The following is a 17763-nucleotide window of genomic DNA, read 5'->3' as shown; positions in this document are numbered from 1 at the left end:
GTGCGGCACGACAAGCGTGTGGTTCTGGTGACGGGCGGCGGCGGTGGTATCGGAGAGGCGCTCGTCGAGCGTTATGCGCGCGATGGCGCGGCGGTCGGCATCGTCGATGTCAATGAGGCAGCGGGCGCGGCGCTCGCAAGGCGTCTTTTCGATGCAGGCCTGCGCGTGCATTTCGCGCAAGCCGATGTCGGCGACTACGCCGCGTGCGCGGCCGCATGCCGCGCGATCGAGACGGCGCTCGGCCCGGTCGATACGCTCGTCAACAACGCGGGCATTTCGCCGAAGCATGCGGGCAAGCCCATGCCGATCTGGGAGATGTCGCCCGACGAATGGCGCCGCGTGATGGACGTGAACGTGAACAGCGTCTTCAACTTCTGCCGCCTCCTCGCGCCGGGCATGGTGGAGCGCCGCTTCGGGCGCATCGTGTCGATGTCCTCGGTGGCGGGCAAGGCCTATCTCGACATCGTCGCCGCGCACTACAGCACGACCAAAGCCGCGCTGATCGGCATGACGCGGCATCTCGCGGGCGAGCTCGGGCCGCACGGCATAACGGTGAATGCGATCGCGCCGGGGCGCATCGACACGCCGCTCGTGCGCGGCGTCGCGCGCGAAGCCAACGACAAGGTCGCGCAGGAAACCCCGTTGCGGCGCCTGGGCGCGCCCGACGAAGTGGCGTCGACGTGCCTGTTCCTCACGTCCGACGAAGCCGCCTTCGTCACCGGACAAGTCATCGACGTGGCCGGCGGATGGCTGATGACATGACCGACGCATCATTGCGGACCATCGGCTTTCCGGGGCGCTACACGCAAGGCCCGGGCGCGCTCGCCGCGCTCGGATCGACGCTCGCGGAACTCGGCGCGCGCCGTGCGTTCGTGCTCGTCGATGGCGCGGTCGCCATGCGCGTATCGGCACAGGTCGCGCACTCGCTCGATGAAGCGCGCGTCGCGCCGCACATCGCGGCGTTTCCGGGCGAATGCACGGCGGCGGTCATCGCGAAGCTGTCCGGCGATGCGCGCGAAACCGGCGCCGATGCCGTCGTGGCGATCGGCGGCGGCAAGACCATCGATACGGCGAAGGGCGTCTCGCGCGCGCTGAACGCGCCGATCGTCGTCGCGCCGTCGGCCGCGTCGAGCGATGCGCCGACGAGCCGGCTCATCATTCTGTATGACGAGTCGCATCGCGTTGCCGGCGTCGAGATGCTGGCGCGCAATCCGGACGCCGTGATCGTCGACACCGCGCTGATCGCCGCCGCCCCCGCGCGCCTGTTCGCGGCCGGCATCGGCGATGCGCTGAGCAAGAAGTACGAAGCCGGGCAGTGTCAGCGCGCGAACGGGCTCAATTCGTACGGCACGCCGCCGTTGCCGAGCGCGTTGCTGCTCACGCGCGCGACGCTCGCGACCCTGCTCGAGGACGGCGCGCGCGCCTATGCCGATGTCGCGCGCGGCGCACTCACCGATGCCGTGGAACGCGTGGTCGAAGCGACGGTGCTGCTGAGCGGCGTCGGCTTCGAAAGCGGCGGGCTGTCGCTCGCCCACGCGTTGATTCGCGGTCTCACGGCGGTTCCCGCGATGGCCTCGATGATGCACGGCGAACTGGTCGCGTTCGGCACGCTTGTACAATTGTTCGCCGAAGATTCATCGCCCGAGGACATCGAACCGTTGGCCACCCTCATGACCGCAGTCGGATTGCCGCTCACGCTCGCGCAACTGGGGCAGCACGCCCCGCTCACGCCCGTGGAGCAGTCGCTCATCGCCGAGGCCACGCTCGCCACGCGTTACAGCCGGCACATGACGCCGCCTTTGACGGCGCAACGGCTGATCGAAGGCATCGCGCGCGCCGATGCCTATGGGCGCATGCGCCGCGCGCCATGAAGCCGACCCGTGCGACGCTCGCCGATGTCGCGCGCCTGGCGGGCGTATCGCTCGGCAGCGCGTCGCGGGCCTTGTCGGTGCCGGACCAGGTCAAGCCGCAGACGCTCGCCAACGTCCAGCGCGCGGTCGAGCAGCTCGGCTATGTGCGAAACGGCGCGGCGCAGGCGCTCGCCTCACGCAAGACGCGCACGGTCGCGGCGATCTATCCGACGCTCAACAATCCCATTTACGCCGACTCGATTCAAGCGCTGCAGCAGACGCTCTGGGGCTATGGATATCAGTTGCTGATCGCGAGTCACGAATACAAGCCGGCGCGCGAGCTCGAAGTGTTGCGCGCGATTCTCGAACGCGGTGTCGACGGCCTCGTGCTCGTCGGCACCGATCACCCTCCCGAAGTCTTCGAACTCACGCGTCAATATGACCTGCCCTACGTTCTTACCTGGTCGGTCGATGAAACGCAGTATCCGCATTGTGTCGGCTTCTCGAACTTCGAGGCCGCCTATGGGCTGGCGCGGCGCATCGTCGAATTCGGGCATCGGCGTGTCGCCCTGTGCGGCGGCTCGACGTTCGGCAATGAGCGCGTGCGCGCGCGGCAGGCCGGCACGCGCGCCGCGCTGCGCGAAGTGGGCCTCGATCTGAGACCGGAGTGGATCGTCGAAGCGCCGTTCACGTTCGAAGGCGGAAGGCAGGCGCTGCGTGAACTCTGGGACGGCAAGCTGCGCCCGAGCGTCGTGATATGCGGCACGGATTTGCAGGCCATCGGCCTGCTGGACGAATGCCGCGCGAAGGGCATTCGGGTGCCCGAGGATCTCTCGGTGACCGGGTTCGACGATATCGAACAGGCCCGGCTCACCCAGCCGCCGCTTACGACGGTGCGGGTTCCATCGCTGGAGATCGGCACGCGCGCGGCGCGGCATCTGATGGCGCTGATCGACGGCAAGGACGGCGACGACGAGATCGTGCTCGATGCACCTGTCGTGCAACGCGGGACGCTTGCCGGACCGCGGCCGGAGCCAATCGTCCGGGCCTGATGGAATCGGATGAGCGTGGCCTCGAGGGCTACACCCGGCAAGATTCGGCGGCTTGACTCTCTTTCCTGTGCCGGGCGGTTCGACTTCGAAAGTGAGATCGCTGTTCGGGGTAATCGTGCCGACGCCGTGATCGCCGTGAGCGGTGGCCGTCGGACACGTCGAACATGGCGAGCGCTTCTCAATGCGCCTGGCGCTCCGGTGATCGAAAAACTCGATGGCAAGGTGAGCCGGGAGTCTGCTTGCGTAGCGGCCCACTGGAAAAATGAACGTCCCCGACGAAAGGACTTCTTTCCCAAGTCCGTTTCAATATCCTAAACAGTCAAAAGCGATCGGAACATTAAACGCGACTAAGCCCATCTTCAACGCGCCTTGCGATATACACGCGAAACCATTATTAGATTTTGAGTAAGCCGATCGATCGCCCGCCTGTGGTCGCCGGCGACTTCTTGGCAGACAGGCTTTGTTGGCCTTTCAAGATATCCGGAAAATGACTCGGTTTCGGATGCCGCCCACGCGGAGGATTCGAATGATACGTTTCAAACTGATGCTGTCCACGCTGCTACTTGCCGCATCCACATCTCCTATTGCCCAGGTCGCCACCGGCTATACCTTCGAGCAGGGTTATCCGACTCCGCAAACGACGCAGGCCGCGCGAAATGACGCGGACTTCCAGCGGGCCGTGACGGCATATCGTTTCTGGTATCCGACAGTCTCGGTGGAAGGCATCTTCAACGGCAACCGCCAACTGGGCATCAAGGACAGAGAGTCCTGGGGCATGGCCGCTGCCGGGCCGCGGCAAGTCGGCTTTACGCTCAACTCGGACACACCGTATGCCTCGGCGGTCATCGATCTGAGCCAGGGCCCGGTCGTGATCGAACTCCCGCCTGGCCCCTATATCGGGCTGGTGGATGATCACAATCAGGGCTGGGTGCAGGACCTCGGCATTCCCGGTCCGGATGCCGGCAAGGGTGGCAAGTACCTCGTGGTGCCCGCCGGCTACAAGGGAGAGCTTCCCAAGGGCTACCACGTCGGCACGTCGCCCTCCCTGATGAATCTGTTCGCCGTGCGGGCGCTACCGCTCGAGGGCAATGTGCCTCGCGCACTCGATGCGTTACGCGCCATCAAAATCTATCCGCTCTCCTCCGCCGCCAATCCCCGCCCGCTCAAGCTCGTCGATACGAGCGATAAACCGATGGACAGCTCGTCGCTGCGGTGGGAAAACAATCTCCAGTTTTGGGAGGTGCTGCACAAGATCATCGATGAAGAAAGAATCGTGCCGCAATTCCTGCCGATGTACGGCTTGCTCGCCGAGTTGGGCATCGAGAAAGGCAAGCCTTTCAATCCCGATGCCCGCATGAAGGACATTCTGGAACGCGCGGCGAAGTCCGGGCGCGATCAGATGCTGGTGTCCGCGTTCGACAGCGCACGCTCCGACCGGGTGAACTGGCCGGACCGCAAGTGGGAATGGGTTGGCTTGACGCCCGGCAGCGCCCAGTTCGAAACGCCGGCTGGCATGGACCTGGAGTCGCGCGACCGCTGGTTCGCCCAGGCCATCGTGACCTCGCCGGCCATGTTCCGACGCAGCGCGGGAGCAGGCTCGCTGTACTGGATGGCTGTACGCGATAGTGGCGGCGCTTTTCTCGACGGCGGCAAGAACTACAAGCTGACCATCCCGCAACCGGTGCCCGGCAAGCTGTTCTGGTCCGTGACCATCTACGACGCCGAGACCCGCTCGCAAGTGCAGACCGACCAGGACAAGGCCGCCCTGCGCTCCCTGTTCGAGCTCAAGGATGTGCCGACCAACGCACCATTGGATCTCTACGTCGGGCCTTCGACGCCGGCTGGCGCCGAAGGCCGCTGGATCAAGACGACCCCGGGAAAGGGATGGTTCGCCTATATCCGCATCTATGGTCCGGAGGCGGCTGCTTTCGACAAGAGCTGGAAGCCGGGCGACTTCGAACAGGTGAAGTAACCGGGGGACCGCATGAAACGGCATCTCGTCATGGCGATAGGCACGTTCTGCATGGCCACTTCGGAGGCGCTACGCGAATGCACTTGCGAATCCTGGTCTCAATATCTGGACCACCGCCGCTTATGGGCTCGAGGTTCCAGCCTTGGAAGCCAATTCTCGTATAGGCAGTGAGCATTGAGACGGGGGGCAGTACATCTTACTGCGGCCCCTCATTAGAACGGTGACCGTCCAATCGGCGGCAACCAACCTCCGGGAACAAACGTGGCCGATCCAAAGGCGCGCAGCCTGCCTTTCGCTCTTCTCCTGTCGGTCGCGCTGACTTTGCCTGCCCGGGCGGACGAGGCGCCGTCGAAATGGAGGGATCCCGAAGACGGACAGTTCGACATGAGCGATATGCTCCTGTCGCATCGAGGCGTATTGCCCGTTCCGACCATCATTACGGAGCCGGCGATCGGCTACGGACTTGGCTTGGGGCTACTGTATTTTTCCAGGCCCCGACAAGACGACGCCAAGTCCGAGACAGCCGACGAAAGCGGCAAGATGAGCCCGCCCAACATCACGGGCATCGGCGGATTCGGCACAGGCACGCACAGCTGGGGCGCGGCTGCCGCGCACTTTCATACGTGGGACGACGATCGCATCCGGTATCTGGGTGTTATCGGCAAGGTCAACCTGCATTTGAACTGGTATGGAGTGCAAGGAAGCGCCAACGCCTACCAGTTGAGCGGCGTCGCACTGGTCCAGCAGGTGTTATTCAGGCTCGGTGATTCGCCCTGGTTCATCGGCCCCCGATATACGTTCTTCAATTCGACCACGCGGTTCGGACCCATCATCCCGCAAGGCATCAATCACTACGAGCGAGATGTCAAGGTCGGCAAGGGTGGCATCGTCGTCGACTACGACACGCGCGACAACATCTTCTATCCAACCCGGGGCACGTACGCCGAATTCGAGGCTGAATTCGCGCGTGGCGGCTTCGGCAGCGACGACAACTTCGAGATGCAGACCGCGCGAGGCTATCACTGGATTCCGCTGTCGCAAAAGTGGGTGCTGGGTCTGCGCGCGGATACGGGCTTCTCTCAAGGCGACATTCCTTTTTTCGCTCAACCCTATGTGAACCTGCGCGGCATCTCGCAGGCGAAGTATCAGGATCGCAACCAGCTCACAGGGGAACTCGAGCTGCGCTACAACATCACGCCACGCTGGTCGGTTTTGGGGTTCGGCGGCGTCGGCAAGGCGTACGGCAACCTTCACTCTTTTTCTGACGCTCCGACCGCATTCGCCTTCGGCACAGGATTCCGTTATCTGATCGCACGCAAGCTGGGGGTTTCGATGGGCATCGACGTCGCGCACGGACCCGGTCAGAACGCCTTTTACGTCCAGGTCGGGAGCGCATGGCGGTAATAGCACACGCCGAATCTCGAAGATCGGAGTCTGATCATGTTAAAGCGCACGGCTGTGGCAGTTCTTTTGGCGGGAATTCCCACTGATCCCGCAGCAAAATATCAATTCCAGCGTTTGCGCCCAAGCTTCATTCCCGCAGGCATGTGAGCGACGATCGTCTCGCCAGCAGGCTCACCCAGTGCGACCGACTTCACTCCCCCGCCGCCTCAGCCTCGATCCGCCTGCGCTTCCTTTCCCGCTTGTCCTCGTACATCGCACTATCCGCAAGCGCGATGGCCTGATCCCCGCTCACGAACCGCACCGCAACGGCGCCGACGCTCAAGCCGAAAGCACCGACCGCGTCATGGCCCGGCAAGCTCGCGCCAGTTCCTGCGCGGCCAATGCGCTTCCGGATCTCCGCCGCCGTGTGGTTGGCCTCGTCGAGATCGGCGGAGCCCGGACCCACGAACGCGAACTCGTCGCCACCGATGCGCGCGAGCATGTCCGTGTCTCGCGTGACGCCGGCAATGCGTTCCGCGCAGTTTCGCAGATGACTGTCGCCGGCCGCGTGCCCGAACTCGTCGTTGATCTTTTTGAAGTCGTCGAGATCGATCATGCCGACGATCACATACGACCCGTCTCGCGCCGCCCTCGCCAGCAGCCGGCCCAGCTCGTCCTGCAAGGCGCGCCGGTTCGGCAGCCCGGTCAGCGTGTCGGTGAGAGCAAACTTCGTCAGGTATTCGTTGGCGCGACGCACTTCCTCGAGCAGTCGTTCGCGCTCGATATGCTGGGCAATGATCTTCGAGAACAGATTGAGCGCACTGCGCGCGCGCGGCCCGATAGCCTTGCTTCTCTTGCTCGCGGCGCAGAGCGTGCCGATGACGAGCCCATTGCTCGCGCAAATCGGCGCGCTCGCATAAGTCTCGATGCCGAGCGCGCGGGCGGCCTCCGAGTCGCCCCACACTTCGCTGACGTGCGACGTGAAGCGGCGTCCCTCGTCGATGCAGCGCTTGCAGAGCGTGTCGGACCAGGGCACCTTCAGACCTTCGTCGATGCGAAGCTCGCCCGTGTTGCGCGCGAAATCGACGAACTGGATTCCGGCGGCTTCATCGATGGACGTCAGATAGACGGACTCCAGTCCCGTGACTATTTCAAGCATTTCGAGCAGCGGCCTCGTGAGCTGCTCCAGACTTTCCGCTGAAGCAACCGTCTCCGAAAGCCGCTCGAGCATCAATTCCATGAAGACCTCGTTTGACCTGAGATGCTGGATTGTAACGGTCTTCAGCTTCAGGCCAACCGAGGAAAACATCAAAACGAATGCGTCATGCCGATCCGCGCCACCATCTGATGCGAATTCGACGAGGGGCTCGCCGCGCCGGGAATGAAGGCCGTATCGAGCGGCGTACCGGTATTGCCTCCGCTCAGCTTCTGATAAACCAGTTGCGTATAAACGCCAGTGCGCTTCGACAATACATATTCGGCCATCAATCCGACCTCGTTCCAGTGCATGGAATGATCGACGCCGCCTTGCTTCAGATGGGCGATGGTGTACGTGTACATGCCGCCAACGGAAACATCCGGCTGAAGGTCGTACTTCGCGTTGAATTCAATGTTATCGAATCGCAAGCTGTCGTTGTTCACCCCGAGATCGCCGAGATAAACCGACGACACCGGCTGTTGCACGTTCACGTGCGTATAGACGAGACCCAGCGTCGCCGGCCCCGCGCCATAGCTCGCGCCGATGCCGTAGATCTTCTGATTCGCCGCGACGAAACCCGCTTCATCCGATGCAACCGAGCCCGCCGATGTCACGCCAGGATTCGACAGGTCTTCATAAACGGCGCCGATCGCGAAGCTCTCGTAGCTGTACTTCAGGCCGGCGCTGAAGATGCGATTGCCCGCGAACGCGCCCGCCTGATTGCTGAATCCGTACAGCGCGGTGCCCGAGAATCCGCCGTACTCGTTGCTCGTGAACTTCACCGAGTTGTTCGCGTGAAAGGTCGCGTCGGTATTGTCGTTGTCGAGCGGATGGGAAAACAGATAGCCGCCCCAGTAACCATTCGCCGTCATCAGCCCGATGACGTCGGTCATCGAATCGAACTGGCGTCCGAACGTGAGCGTCCCGAGCGTATCGGATTGCAGCCCCGCGTACGACTGATAACCGAACAGCCGCCCGTTGTAGTAGGCGGCGCCGTTGTCGAGCATGAAGCCGCTTTCCAGGTCGAAGATCGCATGCAGCCCGTCGCCCAGATCCTCATTGCCTTTCAAACCCCAGCGGCTCGTCACGCGGTCGACGCTGGACATCTGCCACGCCTTCTGTCCGCCAGCATTGCTCGTCATGTTGACGCCCTCGTCCAGCACGCCGAACAACGTCACCGTGCTCTGCGCATCCGACGCGGCCGCCGTAATCAGCAGCGCCACCGCCGCGATGATCTTCGATCTCATGCTGTGTCTCCCCCGCGTCATTCGGCTTGTTCGCGATTGCCCGCGAAGTCGCGCACGCGCGACGTCATGGGCGCATGCGCAGCGGCGTGGGAGCGTTTGCGCGATGCCCCCACGAGACGGCGCCCGAGCGGGCCGTGCACGGCGTCGGGTTCGGGAAAGCGCCACAGCATCGCCAGATACAGCACGCCGCCGACGGCGAACGACACCGGCACGCTGAGATCGCAGCCGCCCGCGAGCGCGCCGAGCGGCCCGACGAACTGCCCCGGCAGGTTCACGAACGCGAGGCCGACCAACGCCGCCGGGAGCCACGCGCCCATCGCGCGCCAGTTCCAGCCGTTGCTGAACCAGTAGTGACCGCCGCGCCCGCCGCGGTTGAACACTTGCAGATCGTCGGCAAGATAGAAGCCGCCGCGCTGCACGAAGCCGATCACCATGATCGCCATCCACGGGCAACTGAAAGTGCAAATGAGCGTCGAGAACGTCGCCACGCTTTCCACGAGATTGAACGCGAAGCGGCCAAGAAAGATGAAGCCGATGGCGAGCGTGCCGATCAGCGTCGTCGCGCCCACGCGGTTGAGGAACTTCGGGAACATGCTCGACATGTCGAGGCCCGTGCCGTAGAGCGCGGTCGTGCCCGTCGACATTCCGCCGATGATCGCGATGAGGCACATCGGCAACAGGAACCAGCGCGGCGACACCGCGAGCAGACCGCCCACGTAGTCGTTCGAAGCAATGTAGTTCGGCGCCTGAGTCGCGATGATGGTCGCGGTCACGAGGCCGAAGAAGAACGGCACGAAGGTCGCGATCTGCGCGGCGAACACGGCGCCCATCACGCGATGACGGGGCGTCGACTGAGGAATGTAGCGCGCCCAGTCGCCGAGCGTCGAAGCAAACGAGACGGGGTTGGAGAGCGCCACCAGCATCGCGCCGATGAACGCGGCCCAGAAGCCCGCGCTGCCATGATGCAGCGTGCCCGCGTAATGGACATCGAATGACTTCGCGAACGCGAACGCGCCGAGCAGGAACATGAGGCTCGCCGCCCACACGGCGATCTTGTTCACCCACAGCATGAAGCGAAAGCCGTAGATGCACACGATCAGCACGAGCACGGCGAACACCATGTAAGCCGTGCCGAGCGTCCACGGATTGACCGGCAGTCCCACCATGTCGTGCGCGCCGCCCACGAGCGCGTCGCCCGAACTCCACACCGCGAGCGAGAAGAACGCGACCGAGGTGAGCACCGCGAGAAACGAGCCGACGATCCGGCCGTGAATGCCGAAGTGCGCGCCGGACGAAACCGGATCGCTGGTGCCGTTGCGCGGCCCGAACAGGCTCATCGGCGCGAGAATGCAGGTGCCCGCGAGCACGCCGAGCACAACGGCCCACAGGCTGGCCTCGAACGAAAGCCCCACCAGAATCGGAAAGCTGCCGAGCACCGAAGTCGAAAACGTGTTGCAGCCGCCAAATAGCAGGCGAAAAAGGTCGATGGGCCGCGCATACCGCGAAGCATCCGGAATGCGCTCGAAACCGAATGTTTCGATCTGCGTGATGCTGCTGTTATCGCTGGTGTTGTCTGCCATGTTGTCTCGCTCCATGAGGTGTCGTCCGGCGCTTGCCGTGACGCACGGTCTTTATCGGATTGAATGTGTTTTCTGCTGATGCATGCGCATGTCGCGCTCATTCGCTTGCGTGCCATACACACCGAAAAGGTCTTCACAGAAGGCGCGCACGATCGGCTTGTCGGCCATGCCGCGCTTCATCGCGAGATGCAGCGGCACGTCGAAACCGAAGGCGCTGCGCCCGAGCACGCGAATCAGCCCGCGCTGCTCGAAAGGCTCGGCGTGATGCGTCGGCAGATAGCCGATATGACTGCCCGACAGAATCAGCACGGTGGCCGCGTCGATGTTGTCCGCAATCGCCGTCACCCGCCGCTCGCCGATACTCGCAAGTTCTTCCGGCACGGGATAGCTGCGCCAGATCCAGTCGTGCTCGCGCAGCGCGTCGAGCGTCACGTTCGGGTCGGCGTGAAAGAGCGGATGGCCGCGCCCGCAACAGATCACCTGCCGCTCGCTGAACAGCTTGCTGTACGAAAGCCCCGCGACGCGATGCCAGAAGTAACCGATCGCGAGATCGAGCTCATGATTGACGAGGCATTCTTCGAGTTCCTGCGGCGGCGCGACGCGCATTGCGAAGCGCACGGCCTGATCGCGCTTGCGAAACGCGCCGATGGCTTCGGCGAGCCGCGCGTTCTCGACGTGCGACGCCTGCCCGATCAGACCGATCGACAACGTGCCCACGAGCTTGCGATCGATGTCGCGCACCTGAGCGACGAATTGCGAAGTCGCGGCGATCAACGCGCGCGCCGACGTCACGAAACGTTCGCCCTTCGACGTGAGGCGGAAACCGCCGCGCCCGCGTTCGCAGAGCCTGAAACCCATGCGCGCCTCGAGCGCGGAAAGTTGCGAGCTGATGGTGGACTGGCGCACGCCGAGCGTCGCTTCGGCGGCCGTGATGCCGCGCGCGTCGACGACTGCAAGGAACACGCGCACGAGGCGCACATCGAGATCGGACGTATTGGAGAACATGTCGCCGCGCTCACATGGGAAAGCCCATCGCCTTGATGCCCTTGATCCACGCGCGCTTCCAGCCGCCTTCGGCATCGGCGCCGTCGAACGCGTGGAAGGTCACCTTCGCGGCGAGCCATCGGACCGGCTCGGGCGGAATATACGTGGGGCTTTGATTGGCGATGTCGAGTGCACGCTCGGGACTCGCGCGATCGAACAGAATGTTCAGGCCCATGAACGCGCCGAAGCGGCTCGCGGCCACGCCGAAGCCCGTGTACCCCGCGACGAACACGGCCTTGTCGCCGAGATAGCGCTTGGCGAACACCGATCCGCGCGAGCAATAGTCGATCGGACCGCCCCACGCGTGCGAAAAGCGCACGTCGCTCAGTTGCGGAAAGGTCTTGTAGAAAGCTTCCGCGAGACGATAGTAGGTGTCGCGCTGCTGGTCGCGCGGCGGATTGGGATCGCCATCGAAGTGATAGCTGACGAGGCCGCCGAAGATGATGTTGTTGCTCTTCGTGAGGCGGAAGTAATTGAGCTGCGTGCGCGTGTCGTAAATGCCCTGACGCTGCTTCCAGCCGATACGCGACAGTTGCTCGTCGGTGAGCGGCTCGGTCGCGAGAACGTGATCGCGAACCTGCAACACGCGACGGTTGATATCGGGAATGCCCACTTTCGCGGTGCCGCTGCCGAATAAAACCCGCGGCGCGCGCACGCTGCCTTCGGGCGTCGTCACGAACACGCTCGCGCCTTCGTCGGTCACGTCGATCAGCGGGCTATGCTCGTAGAGCCGCACGCCGAGCGTGAGCGCCGCGCGCTTCAGACCCCACGCGAGTTTCGCCGGATGCACGATGCCGCTGCGATTGCGCGACCAGAGCGCGCCCGCGAACAACGGCGAATCGAGTTGCGCACGCGTGGCCGCCGCGTCGAGCAATACGACATCGTGACCATATGACTTGTGCAGATCGTGATCGGCACGCAGATGCTCGATGTGATCCGGATCGACCGCCACCGTCATCTCGCCGTTCCACTCGATATCGGCGTCGATGCCGTAGCGCGCGAGCGTCGCCTCGAAGCCATCGAGATTGCGCTGGCCGAATTCTTCGAGCTCCGCGATATCGTTGGGGAACACGCGCACGGCGTTGGGCAGGCCATGCATCACGGAAGTCGAGATGATGCCGCCCGCTCGACCCGAAGCGCCATGCGCGACCCGCCCTGCTTCGATCAGCACGACATCGAGTTCGGGCATCTGCTCCTTCGCCTGCACGGCGGCCCACAAACCGGTGAAGCCGCCGCCGACGATCAGCAGATCGGCGCATGTGTCGCTCGCGAGTGCGGGTTCGGCGGGCGGTTCGGCGGGATTGTCGAGCCAGTAGGGAGACAGCCTGGTGCGGGCGAGCGCTTCTTCCACACCCAGCTCCACCGGTGCGCGGCTCACCTTGCGCACCTTGACGGATGCGGGTGCGGCAAGGTCCGCTTCGAAAAATTGGGCGCTTTCATTCATGCTGCGTCTCCTCGTCAAACGCGGCTTTCGCTGGTTATTGCTGCGGTTCGAGCACGACGTAGAACTTCTTCGCGTCCTCGATGGTTTCCCAGCGGCCCGCGAAGCCCGCCGGCAAGAGATAGCCCTCGCCCGCCCCGAATTCGCGCCGGCCGCCGTTGACGTCGGTGAGCGCGATCTTTCCTTCGACGAGCCACACCGCTTCGTCGGCGGTCGTCGCGGGGAAGTCGACGGCGCCGGCCTTGCCCTCCCACCAGCCGATCACGTAATTGCCGCTCGCGCCTGCGGCCGCGCGCCAGTCGCTTTCGTCCATGCCGTAGTCGAGTTTCGTGAACTGTCCGATGCCTGCGCCCAGCGGCGCGATGTCCTGAATCAGCTTGCTCATGTGCTTCCTTGTCTGCGGGGTTTTCAGTGAATCGGTGCGCCAAAGTTACCGAGTCGTGACGCCCCGGTATGCCCCCCCGCAGGGGGGACAAGCCACGATTCAGCAATGGGCGGGTAAATACCTAGATCGACGAAAAACCCCTTCTGGCAAGGGCTATGACGCATGTTCTACAATCGGGCAGACCTTTCTCTGGGGCGCGCCATGCTGCTCAACGTACCCCCGCCCAACCCGGATCAGGCCGCGTTTCCGCTGTCCTTCAAGACGCTCGGCAAAGTTATCGAAGCGGTCGGCACGCCGGATTTCGTGCCGCGTCTCACGCTGCTTCTCAATGAAGTCGTGCCGCTCAACGTCGTGCATGTCGAGCGTTCGCGTGTCGATCGCAGCAAGCCCACGGGATTTCGCTGCGAGTGGATCGGCAGCGGCGGCGTGGGCATGGACTCGGGCGTCATCTCCGAAGTCATGACGCTCTACTACGATCGCTTCTACGACAGCGACCCGCTCTTCGCCGGCATTCGCGGCAAGATCGGCACGATGCTCGTGGTGCGCGACATCGGCGCGATACCGCCCGGCGAGTTCCGTCAGCGTCTGTTCGACGAAGCATCGATCGCGCATGAATGCGTGCTCGCGCGCGGCACGCCTTACGCGCAGGATTCCATCGCGCTCGAACGCGCGCTGGATGCGCCGCCCTTCACGCTCGCCGAGATGAACCGCTTTCGCAACGTGAGCGAGTTTCTGTTTCCGCTGCTGGAATTGCATGCATCGACGAGCGCCGCGAGACGCGTCGCGCATCCCACTTCGTTTCTGCATCCGCTCGCGCAATTCGATGCGCGCATCGCCGCCGACAAGGTGCGTCTGTCCAAGCGCGAATACGAGATCTGCACGCACCTCATCACGGGCCGCACGGTGCCCGAGGCCGCGGAGATCATCGGCGTTCGCATCGGCACGGCGGAATCGTATGTGAAGCGCGCCTTCGCGAAGCTCGGCGTGCGCACCAAACGCGATCTGATCGCGTGGGGTCAGACTTGCCCTCATGTGCACGCCATCTGAAGGCGCGTTCACATAGATTGGTCTCGATGTAAACATCGCCACTTCGTGATTCGCGCGGCATGCGCGTCGCCTAACATCGCCCCGTCCATACAACGATGACGGGAGATGGTCCCATGCAGCGCGAACTCAACCAGCCGCTCGGCGGCAACGACATGCCGCGCTTCGGCGGCATCGCGACCATGATGCGGCTGCCGCAGGCGAGCAGCACCGAAGGGCTCGACGCGTGCTTCGTCGGCGTGCCGCTCGATATCGGCACCTCGAACCGTTCGGGCGCGCGCTTCGGGCCGCGCCAGATCCGCTCGGAATCGGTGCTGCTGCGCCCGTACAACATGGCGACGCGCGCCGCGCCCTTCGATTCGCTGCAAGTCGCCGATATCGGCGACGTGGCCACCAATCCCTTTGATCTGAAGGACTCGATGCGCCTGATCGAAGCGGCTTATGACGAGATCGTCGCGAACGGCTGCCGCCCGATCACGCTCGGCGGCGATCACACGATCGCGTGGCCGATCCTGCGCGCGTTGCACAGGAAGTACGGCAAGGTCGCCGTGGTGCACGTGGACGCGCACGCCGACGTCAACGACACGATGTTCGGCGAGAAGATCGCGCACGGCACGCCTTTTCGCCGCGCGGTGGAAGACGGGCTGCTTCAATGCGACAAGGTCACGCAGATCGGCTTGCGCGGCACGGGCTATCACGCCGACGACTTCGACTGGTGCCGCGCGCAGGGCTTCACCGTCGTGCAGGCGGAAGCGTGCTGGAATCGCTCGCTCGCGCCGCTGATGGAGGAAGTGCGCGCGCGCGTGGGCGATGCGCCGGTGTATCTGAGCTTCGATATCGACGGGCTCGATCCGGCGTTCGCGCCCGGCACCGGCACGCCCGAAGTGGGCGGCCTGACAGTGCAGCAAGGCCTCGAAATCGTGCGCGGCATGAAAGGACTCAACGTGGTCGGCGCGGATCTCGTCGAAGTCTCGCCACCTTACGACCAGGCCGGGACGACCGCGCTCGTGGGCGCCAATCTCGCCTTCGAGATGCTCTGCGTGATGCCGGGCGTCACTTATCGCTAACGCCGCAAGAGGACGATCATGGCCACTCAATTCGAACGACGTCCCGACGACGACTCGATCCTGCTGCCCGCCGCGACGATCGCGGGCACGCGCTATGGCGCATCGATACTGGAAGCGGGCAACGCGATCCATGACGCTTCGACCGGCGACGTCATCGGCTGGCAGGAACATGCCGATGCCGCGCAAGTCGACGCCGCCGTGCGTGCGGCCCACGCTGCGCTCGACGCATGGCGCAGCCGCACTCCCGCGTCACGCGGCAAGGTGTTGCGCAAGATCGCGGAACTGCTCGAAGCGGAGCGCGCGCAACTCTCCGCGATGCAGCAACGGGTGAGCGGCAAGCCGCCGCTCGAAGCCGACACCGATGTCAGCGACGCCATCGCCACCTTCGCTTACTACGCGGACCTGTGCGCGAACGCCGCGCTCTTCGGCGCCGATGCGCTCACCGTCCCCGACGACACCGTGATTGCCGAGCGCCATTACGAAGCGGTTGGCGTGACCGCGCTGATCGTGCCGTGGAACTTCCCGATGGTCACGACCGCGTGGAAGATCGCGCCCGCGCTCGCGGCGGGTTGCACGGCGGTGTTGAAGCCTTCCGAGTTCACGTCGCCGGTCGAGCACATGCTCGCCGCGATCATGACGGCGGCAGGCGTACCGGAAGGCGTCGTCAATCTCGTGAACGGCGGCGGCGAAGTGGGCGCTCTGCTCGCGGCGCATCCGCTCACCGACAAGATTTCCTTTACGGGAAGCACCGCCGTGGGCCGCAAGGTCATGCAGGTCGCGGCGCAGGACATGAAGCGCGTGACGCTCGAACTCGGCGGCAAGTCCGCGCTGATCGTGCGCGCCGACGCCGATATCGAACAAGCGATAGCGCTCGCGATGGGCGGCGCATTCACGAACGCCGGGCAGATGTGTTCGGCCACCTCGCGCATCCTCGTGCACGACGATGTGTATCGCAAGTTCATGGCTGCTTTCGAAGTGGCGGTGCGCGCGCTCGTGGTCGCGCCGCCATGGACGGAAAACGTCTCGATGGGCCCGCTCGTTTCACGCGCACAGTGCGCGCGCGTGAAAGCATTGCTCGACCAGGGCGTGGCCCACGGCGCGACCGTCGCATTCAGCGGAACGCTCGAAAGTGCCTGTGCGGAAGGCTTTTTCATGGCGCCCGTGGTCATCGCGGAGCCGGATGCGGCGAACGTGTTGTGGACCGACGAAGTCTTCGGGCCGCTCGCGTGCGTGAAGTCGTTCCGCACCGACGACGAAGCCATCGCACTCGCCAACGATACGCGCTATGGCCTCGTGGCGACAGTCGTGACGCGTGATGACGAAGCGGCGCGCCGATATCGTCAGGCGTTGCGTGCGGGGCTCGTGTGGATCAACACGCCGCAATTGATCTTCCCGCAGGTGTGCTGGGGTGGCCTTGGCCTGAGCGGAATAGGCCGTGAACTCGGTGTTGCCGGATTGCGCAGCTATCAGGAGCTGCGGCACGCAGTCGTGGCGCGCGCGTGAACTCGCGCTGGCGCTCGCCGGCACGGCGAGCGCCAAATCGTCACATGAGTTGTCCCCACTCGTAATCCACACGGTCCGGTTTCAGCGGAAACATTCCCGCGCCTGGTGTGAACGTCAGTTCCCCGAAGTGGATCGCGCCTTTCGAATCGTAGAGATCGACGCGCACGAATCCGAAATCGCTCGATAGCTTGCGCGCAACCGACAACAGCTCGTCGAGATTCGCCGGGCGCGGATCGGGCGTCGTGCTGCGCGCGTAGTGGCCCATCGAAACGTCGAGCAGATTCCAGTTCTCGTCGTAGATGTCGCCGCGCGTATGTTCTCCGAACCGGTCGGAGATGACGAGGATGAAGATCGCGGATTCGCCCGACGGCTTGTTGAAGACGTGCATCTTCAGATCGGGCGGAACCTTGCCGTCTTCCATAGTGAGCAGCGCCTCGAAGAACACGCGCCGTTCGATCGTGCGGTAGTGCCGCTCGCGTCCGATCGTATAGAAGTCGGTCGATAGCCAGCGTTGCGCCATCGCATCGAGTTCCTCGAACGATGTTTTGCTCTTGTCTCTCACGACGTGAACGAACCCGCTGCCGTGATTCGCCTTCATGACGAAGGCACGCGGCAACGCATCGAAAACACTTCGCGTGAAGGCCGGCGGATCGGCGATCAGCGGAATGAGGTACTTCTCGCCAATCTTCTTCGCCACGTAGTCGCGCACCTTCAGCTTGTCGCTGAGATCGCCATAGCGAGGATCGGGATGGAGACAGCGAAGCAGGATCTTTTCGTTGAATGTCTCCGGATTCCGCATCTTCGGAAATCGCCCGATCTTGCGGCGATGACGAAAACTCAGGAACAGGTTATCGGGCAACATATCCCTTACGCTGTGAAACAGCGTTCTCGAGAGAGCCATTCGCTTTCCTCCATTTTCGACGGACCAGTACGAACCGCATGTAGCGAGTTCGTCACTGTCCGGCAGTACTCGTATGCTCATTGACGCGCATGGGTT

At 63.8% G+C, this 17763-nt stretch carries 15 protein-coding genes; 8 read left to right on the top strand and 7 right to left on the bottom strand.

Going from position 1 to position 17763, the window contains the following annotated elements; genetic code table 11:
- The 5 genes from AWB79_RS33435 (at position 1) to AWB79_RS33415 (ending at position 6278) form a co-directional block, all read left to right on the top strand.
- Positions 1–762, top strand: a complete 762-nt coding sequence (locus tag AWB79_RS33435; RefSeq protein ID WP_061171734.1) for an SDR family oxidoreductase — start codon at positions 1–3, stop codon at positions 760–762.
- Positions 759–1871, top strand: coding sequence for a glycerol dehydrogenase (locus tag AWB79_RS33430; RefSeq protein WP_061171733.1), 1113 nt, complete (start codon positions 759–761; stop codon positions 1869–1871). The genes AWB79_RS33435 and AWB79_RS33430 overlap by 4 nt, the downstream gene beginning before the upstream one ends.
- On the top strand, positions 1868–2902 hold the full coding sequence (locus AWB79_RS33425) for a LacI family DNA-binding transcriptional regulator (RefSeq protein ID WP_061171732.1): 1035 nt from the start codon (positions 1868–1870) through the stop codon (positions 2900–2902). The genes AWB79_RS33430 and AWB79_RS33425 overlap by 4 nt, the downstream gene beginning before the upstream one ends.
- A 526-nt stretch (positions 2903–3428) precedes the next feature.
- Positions 3429–4874 (top strand): DUF1254 domain-containing protein, encoded by a 1446-nt coding sequence (locus AWB79_RS33420; protein WP_061171731.1) that lies wholly within the window; start codon positions 3429–3431, stop codon positions 4872–4874.
- Between the two features lie 261 nt (positions 4875–5135).
- Entirely contained in the window at positions 5136–6278 is a 1143-nt protein-coding gene (locus AWB79_RS33415) for a BamA/TamA family outer membrane protein (protein WP_061171730.1), read from the top strand.
- A 190-nt stretch (positions 6279–6468) separates the two neighbouring features.
- Here the strand turns inward: AWB79_RS33415 and AWB79_RS33410 are convergent, their stop codons facing one another.
- The 6 genes from AWB79_RS33410 to AWB79_RS33385 form a co-directional block, all read right to left on the bottom strand.
- Complete coding sequence (locus AWB79_RS33410) at positions 6469–7497, bottom strand: sensor domain-containing diguanylate cyclase (RefSeq protein ID WP_061171762.1); 1029 nt, start codon at positions 7495–7497, stop codon at positions 6469–6471.
- A 68-nt stretch (positions 7498–7565) separates the two neighbouring features.
- Positions 7566–8702, bottom strand: a complete 1137-nt coding sequence (locus tag AWB79_RS33405; RefSeq protein ID WP_061171729.1) for a porin — start codon at positions 8700–8702, stop codon at positions 7566–7568.
- Positions 8703–8719: 17 nt separating this feature from the next.
- Positions 8720–10282, bottom strand: coding sequence for a purine-cytosine permease family protein (locus tag AWB79_RS33400; protein ID WP_061171728.1), 1563 nt, complete (start codon positions 10280–10282; stop codon positions 8720–8722).
- Positions 10283–10333: 51 nt separating this feature from the next.
- A complete protein-coding gene (locus AWB79_RS33395) occupies positions 10334–11287 on the bottom strand; it encodes a LysR family transcriptional regulator (protein ID WP_061171727.1) in 954 nt (317 codons plus the stop codon).
- Between the two features lie 10 nt (positions 11288–11297).
- Positions 11298–12770 (bottom strand): NAD(P)/FAD-dependent oxidoreductase, encoded by a 1473-nt coding sequence (locus tag AWB79_RS33390; protein ID WP_061171726.1) that lies wholly within the window; start codon positions 12768–12770, stop codon positions 11298–11300.
- A gap of 34 nt (positions 12771–12804) precedes the next feature.
- Entirely contained in the window at positions 12805–13152 is a 348-nt protein-coding gene (locus AWB79_RS33385; protein WP_061171725.1) for a cupin domain-containing protein, read from the bottom strand.
- A 201-nt stretch (positions 13153–13353) separates the two neighbouring features.
- On the opposite strand from AWB79_RS33385, the gene AWB79_RS33380 reads away from it, so the two are divergent.
- From AWB79_RS33380 to AWB79_RS33370, 3 genes are all read left to right on the top strand, one after another.
- Complete coding sequence (locus AWB79_RS33380; protein ID WP_061171724.1) at positions 13354–14199, top strand: helix-turn-helix transcriptional regulator; 846 nt, start codon at positions 13354–13356, stop codon at positions 14197–14199.
- A 113-nt stretch (positions 14200–14312) separates the two neighbouring features.
- A complete protein-coding gene (gene speB, locus AWB79_RS33375; protein WP_061171723.1) occupies positions 14313–15263 on the top strand; it encodes an agmatinase in 951 nt (316 codons plus the stop codon).
- Positions 15264–15281: 18 nt separating this feature from the next.
- On the top strand, positions 15282–16766 hold the full coding sequence (locus AWB79_RS33370) for an aldehyde dehydrogenase family protein (RefSeq protein ID WP_061171722.1): 1485 nt from the start codon (positions 15282–15284) through the stop codon (positions 16764–16766).
- Positions 16767–16806: 40 nt separating this feature from the next.
- Here the strand turns inward: AWB79_RS33370 and AWB79_RS33365 are convergent, their stop codons facing one another.
- The gene (locus tag AWB79_RS33365; protein WP_061171721.1) at positions 16807–17667 is read right to left on the bottom strand and encodes an ATP-grasp fold amidoligase family protein; all 861 of its coding nucleotides are present in this window, start codon (positions 17665–17667) and stop codon (positions 16807–16809) included.
- Positions 17668–17763: the final 96 nt, after the last annotated feature.

Origin of the sequence: Caballeronia hypogeia (genome assembly GCF_001544875.2) — a bacterium.
Classification (GTDB): Bacteria; Pseudomonadota; Gammaproteobacteria; order Burkholderiales; family Burkholderiaceae; genus Caballeronia; species Caballeronia hypogeia.
The sequence above is the reverse complement of the archived record's forward strand: the minus strand, read 5'-3'. Positions and strand labels throughout refer to the sequence as shown.

Coding starts and splice junctions, on each gene's coding strand:
- AWB79_RS33400 (WP_061171728.1), bottom strand. CDS start 10,282: ATGGCAGACAACACCAGCGATAACAGCAGCATCACGCAGATCGAAACA.
- AWB79_RS33390 (WP_061171726.1), bottom strand. CDS start 12,770: ATGAATGAAAGCGCCCAATTTTTCGAAGCGGACCTTGCCGCACCCGCA.
- speB (WP_061171723.1), top strand. CDS start 14,313: ATGCAGCGCGAACTCAACCAGCCGCTCGGCGGCAACGACATGCCGCGC.
- AWB79_RS33380 (WP_061171724.1), top strand. CDS start 13,354: ATGCTGCTCAACGTACCCCCGCCCAACCCGGATCAGGCCGCGTTTCCG.
- AWB79_RS33425 (WP_061171732.1), top strand. CDS start 1,868: ATGAAGCCGACCCGTGCGACGCTCGCCGATGTCGCGCGCCTGGCGGGC.
- AWB79_RS33430 (WP_061171733.1), top strand. CDS start 759: ATGACCGACGCATCATTGCGGACCATCGGCTTTCCGGGGCGCTACACG.
- AWB79_RS33370 (WP_061171722.1), top strand. CDS start 15,282: ATGGCCACTCAATTCGAACGACGTCCCGACGACGACTCGATCCTGCTG.
- AWB79_RS33420 (WP_061171731.1), top strand. CDS start 3,429: ATGATACGTTTCAAACTGATGCTGTCCACGCTGCTACTTGCCGCATCC.
- AWB79_RS33410 (WP_061171762.1), bottom strand. CDS start 7,497: ATGGAATTGATGCTCGAGCGGCTTTCGGAGACGGTTGCTTCAGCGGAA.
- AWB79_RS33405 (WP_061171729.1), bottom strand. CDS start 8,702: ATGAGATCGAAGATCATCGCGGCGGTGGCGCTGCTGATTACGGCGGCC.
- AWB79_RS33365 (WP_061171721.1), bottom strand. CDS start 17,667: ATGGCTCTCTCGAGAACGCTGTTTCACAGCGTAAGGGATATGTTGCCC.
- AWB79_RS33395 (WP_061171727.1), bottom strand. CDS start 11,287: ATGTTCTCCAATACGTCCGATCTCGATGTGCGCCTCGTGCGCGTGTTC.
- AWB79_RS33385 (WP_061171725.1), bottom strand. CDS start 13,152: ATGAGCAAGCTGATTCAGGACATCGCGCCGCTGGGCGCAGGCATCGGA.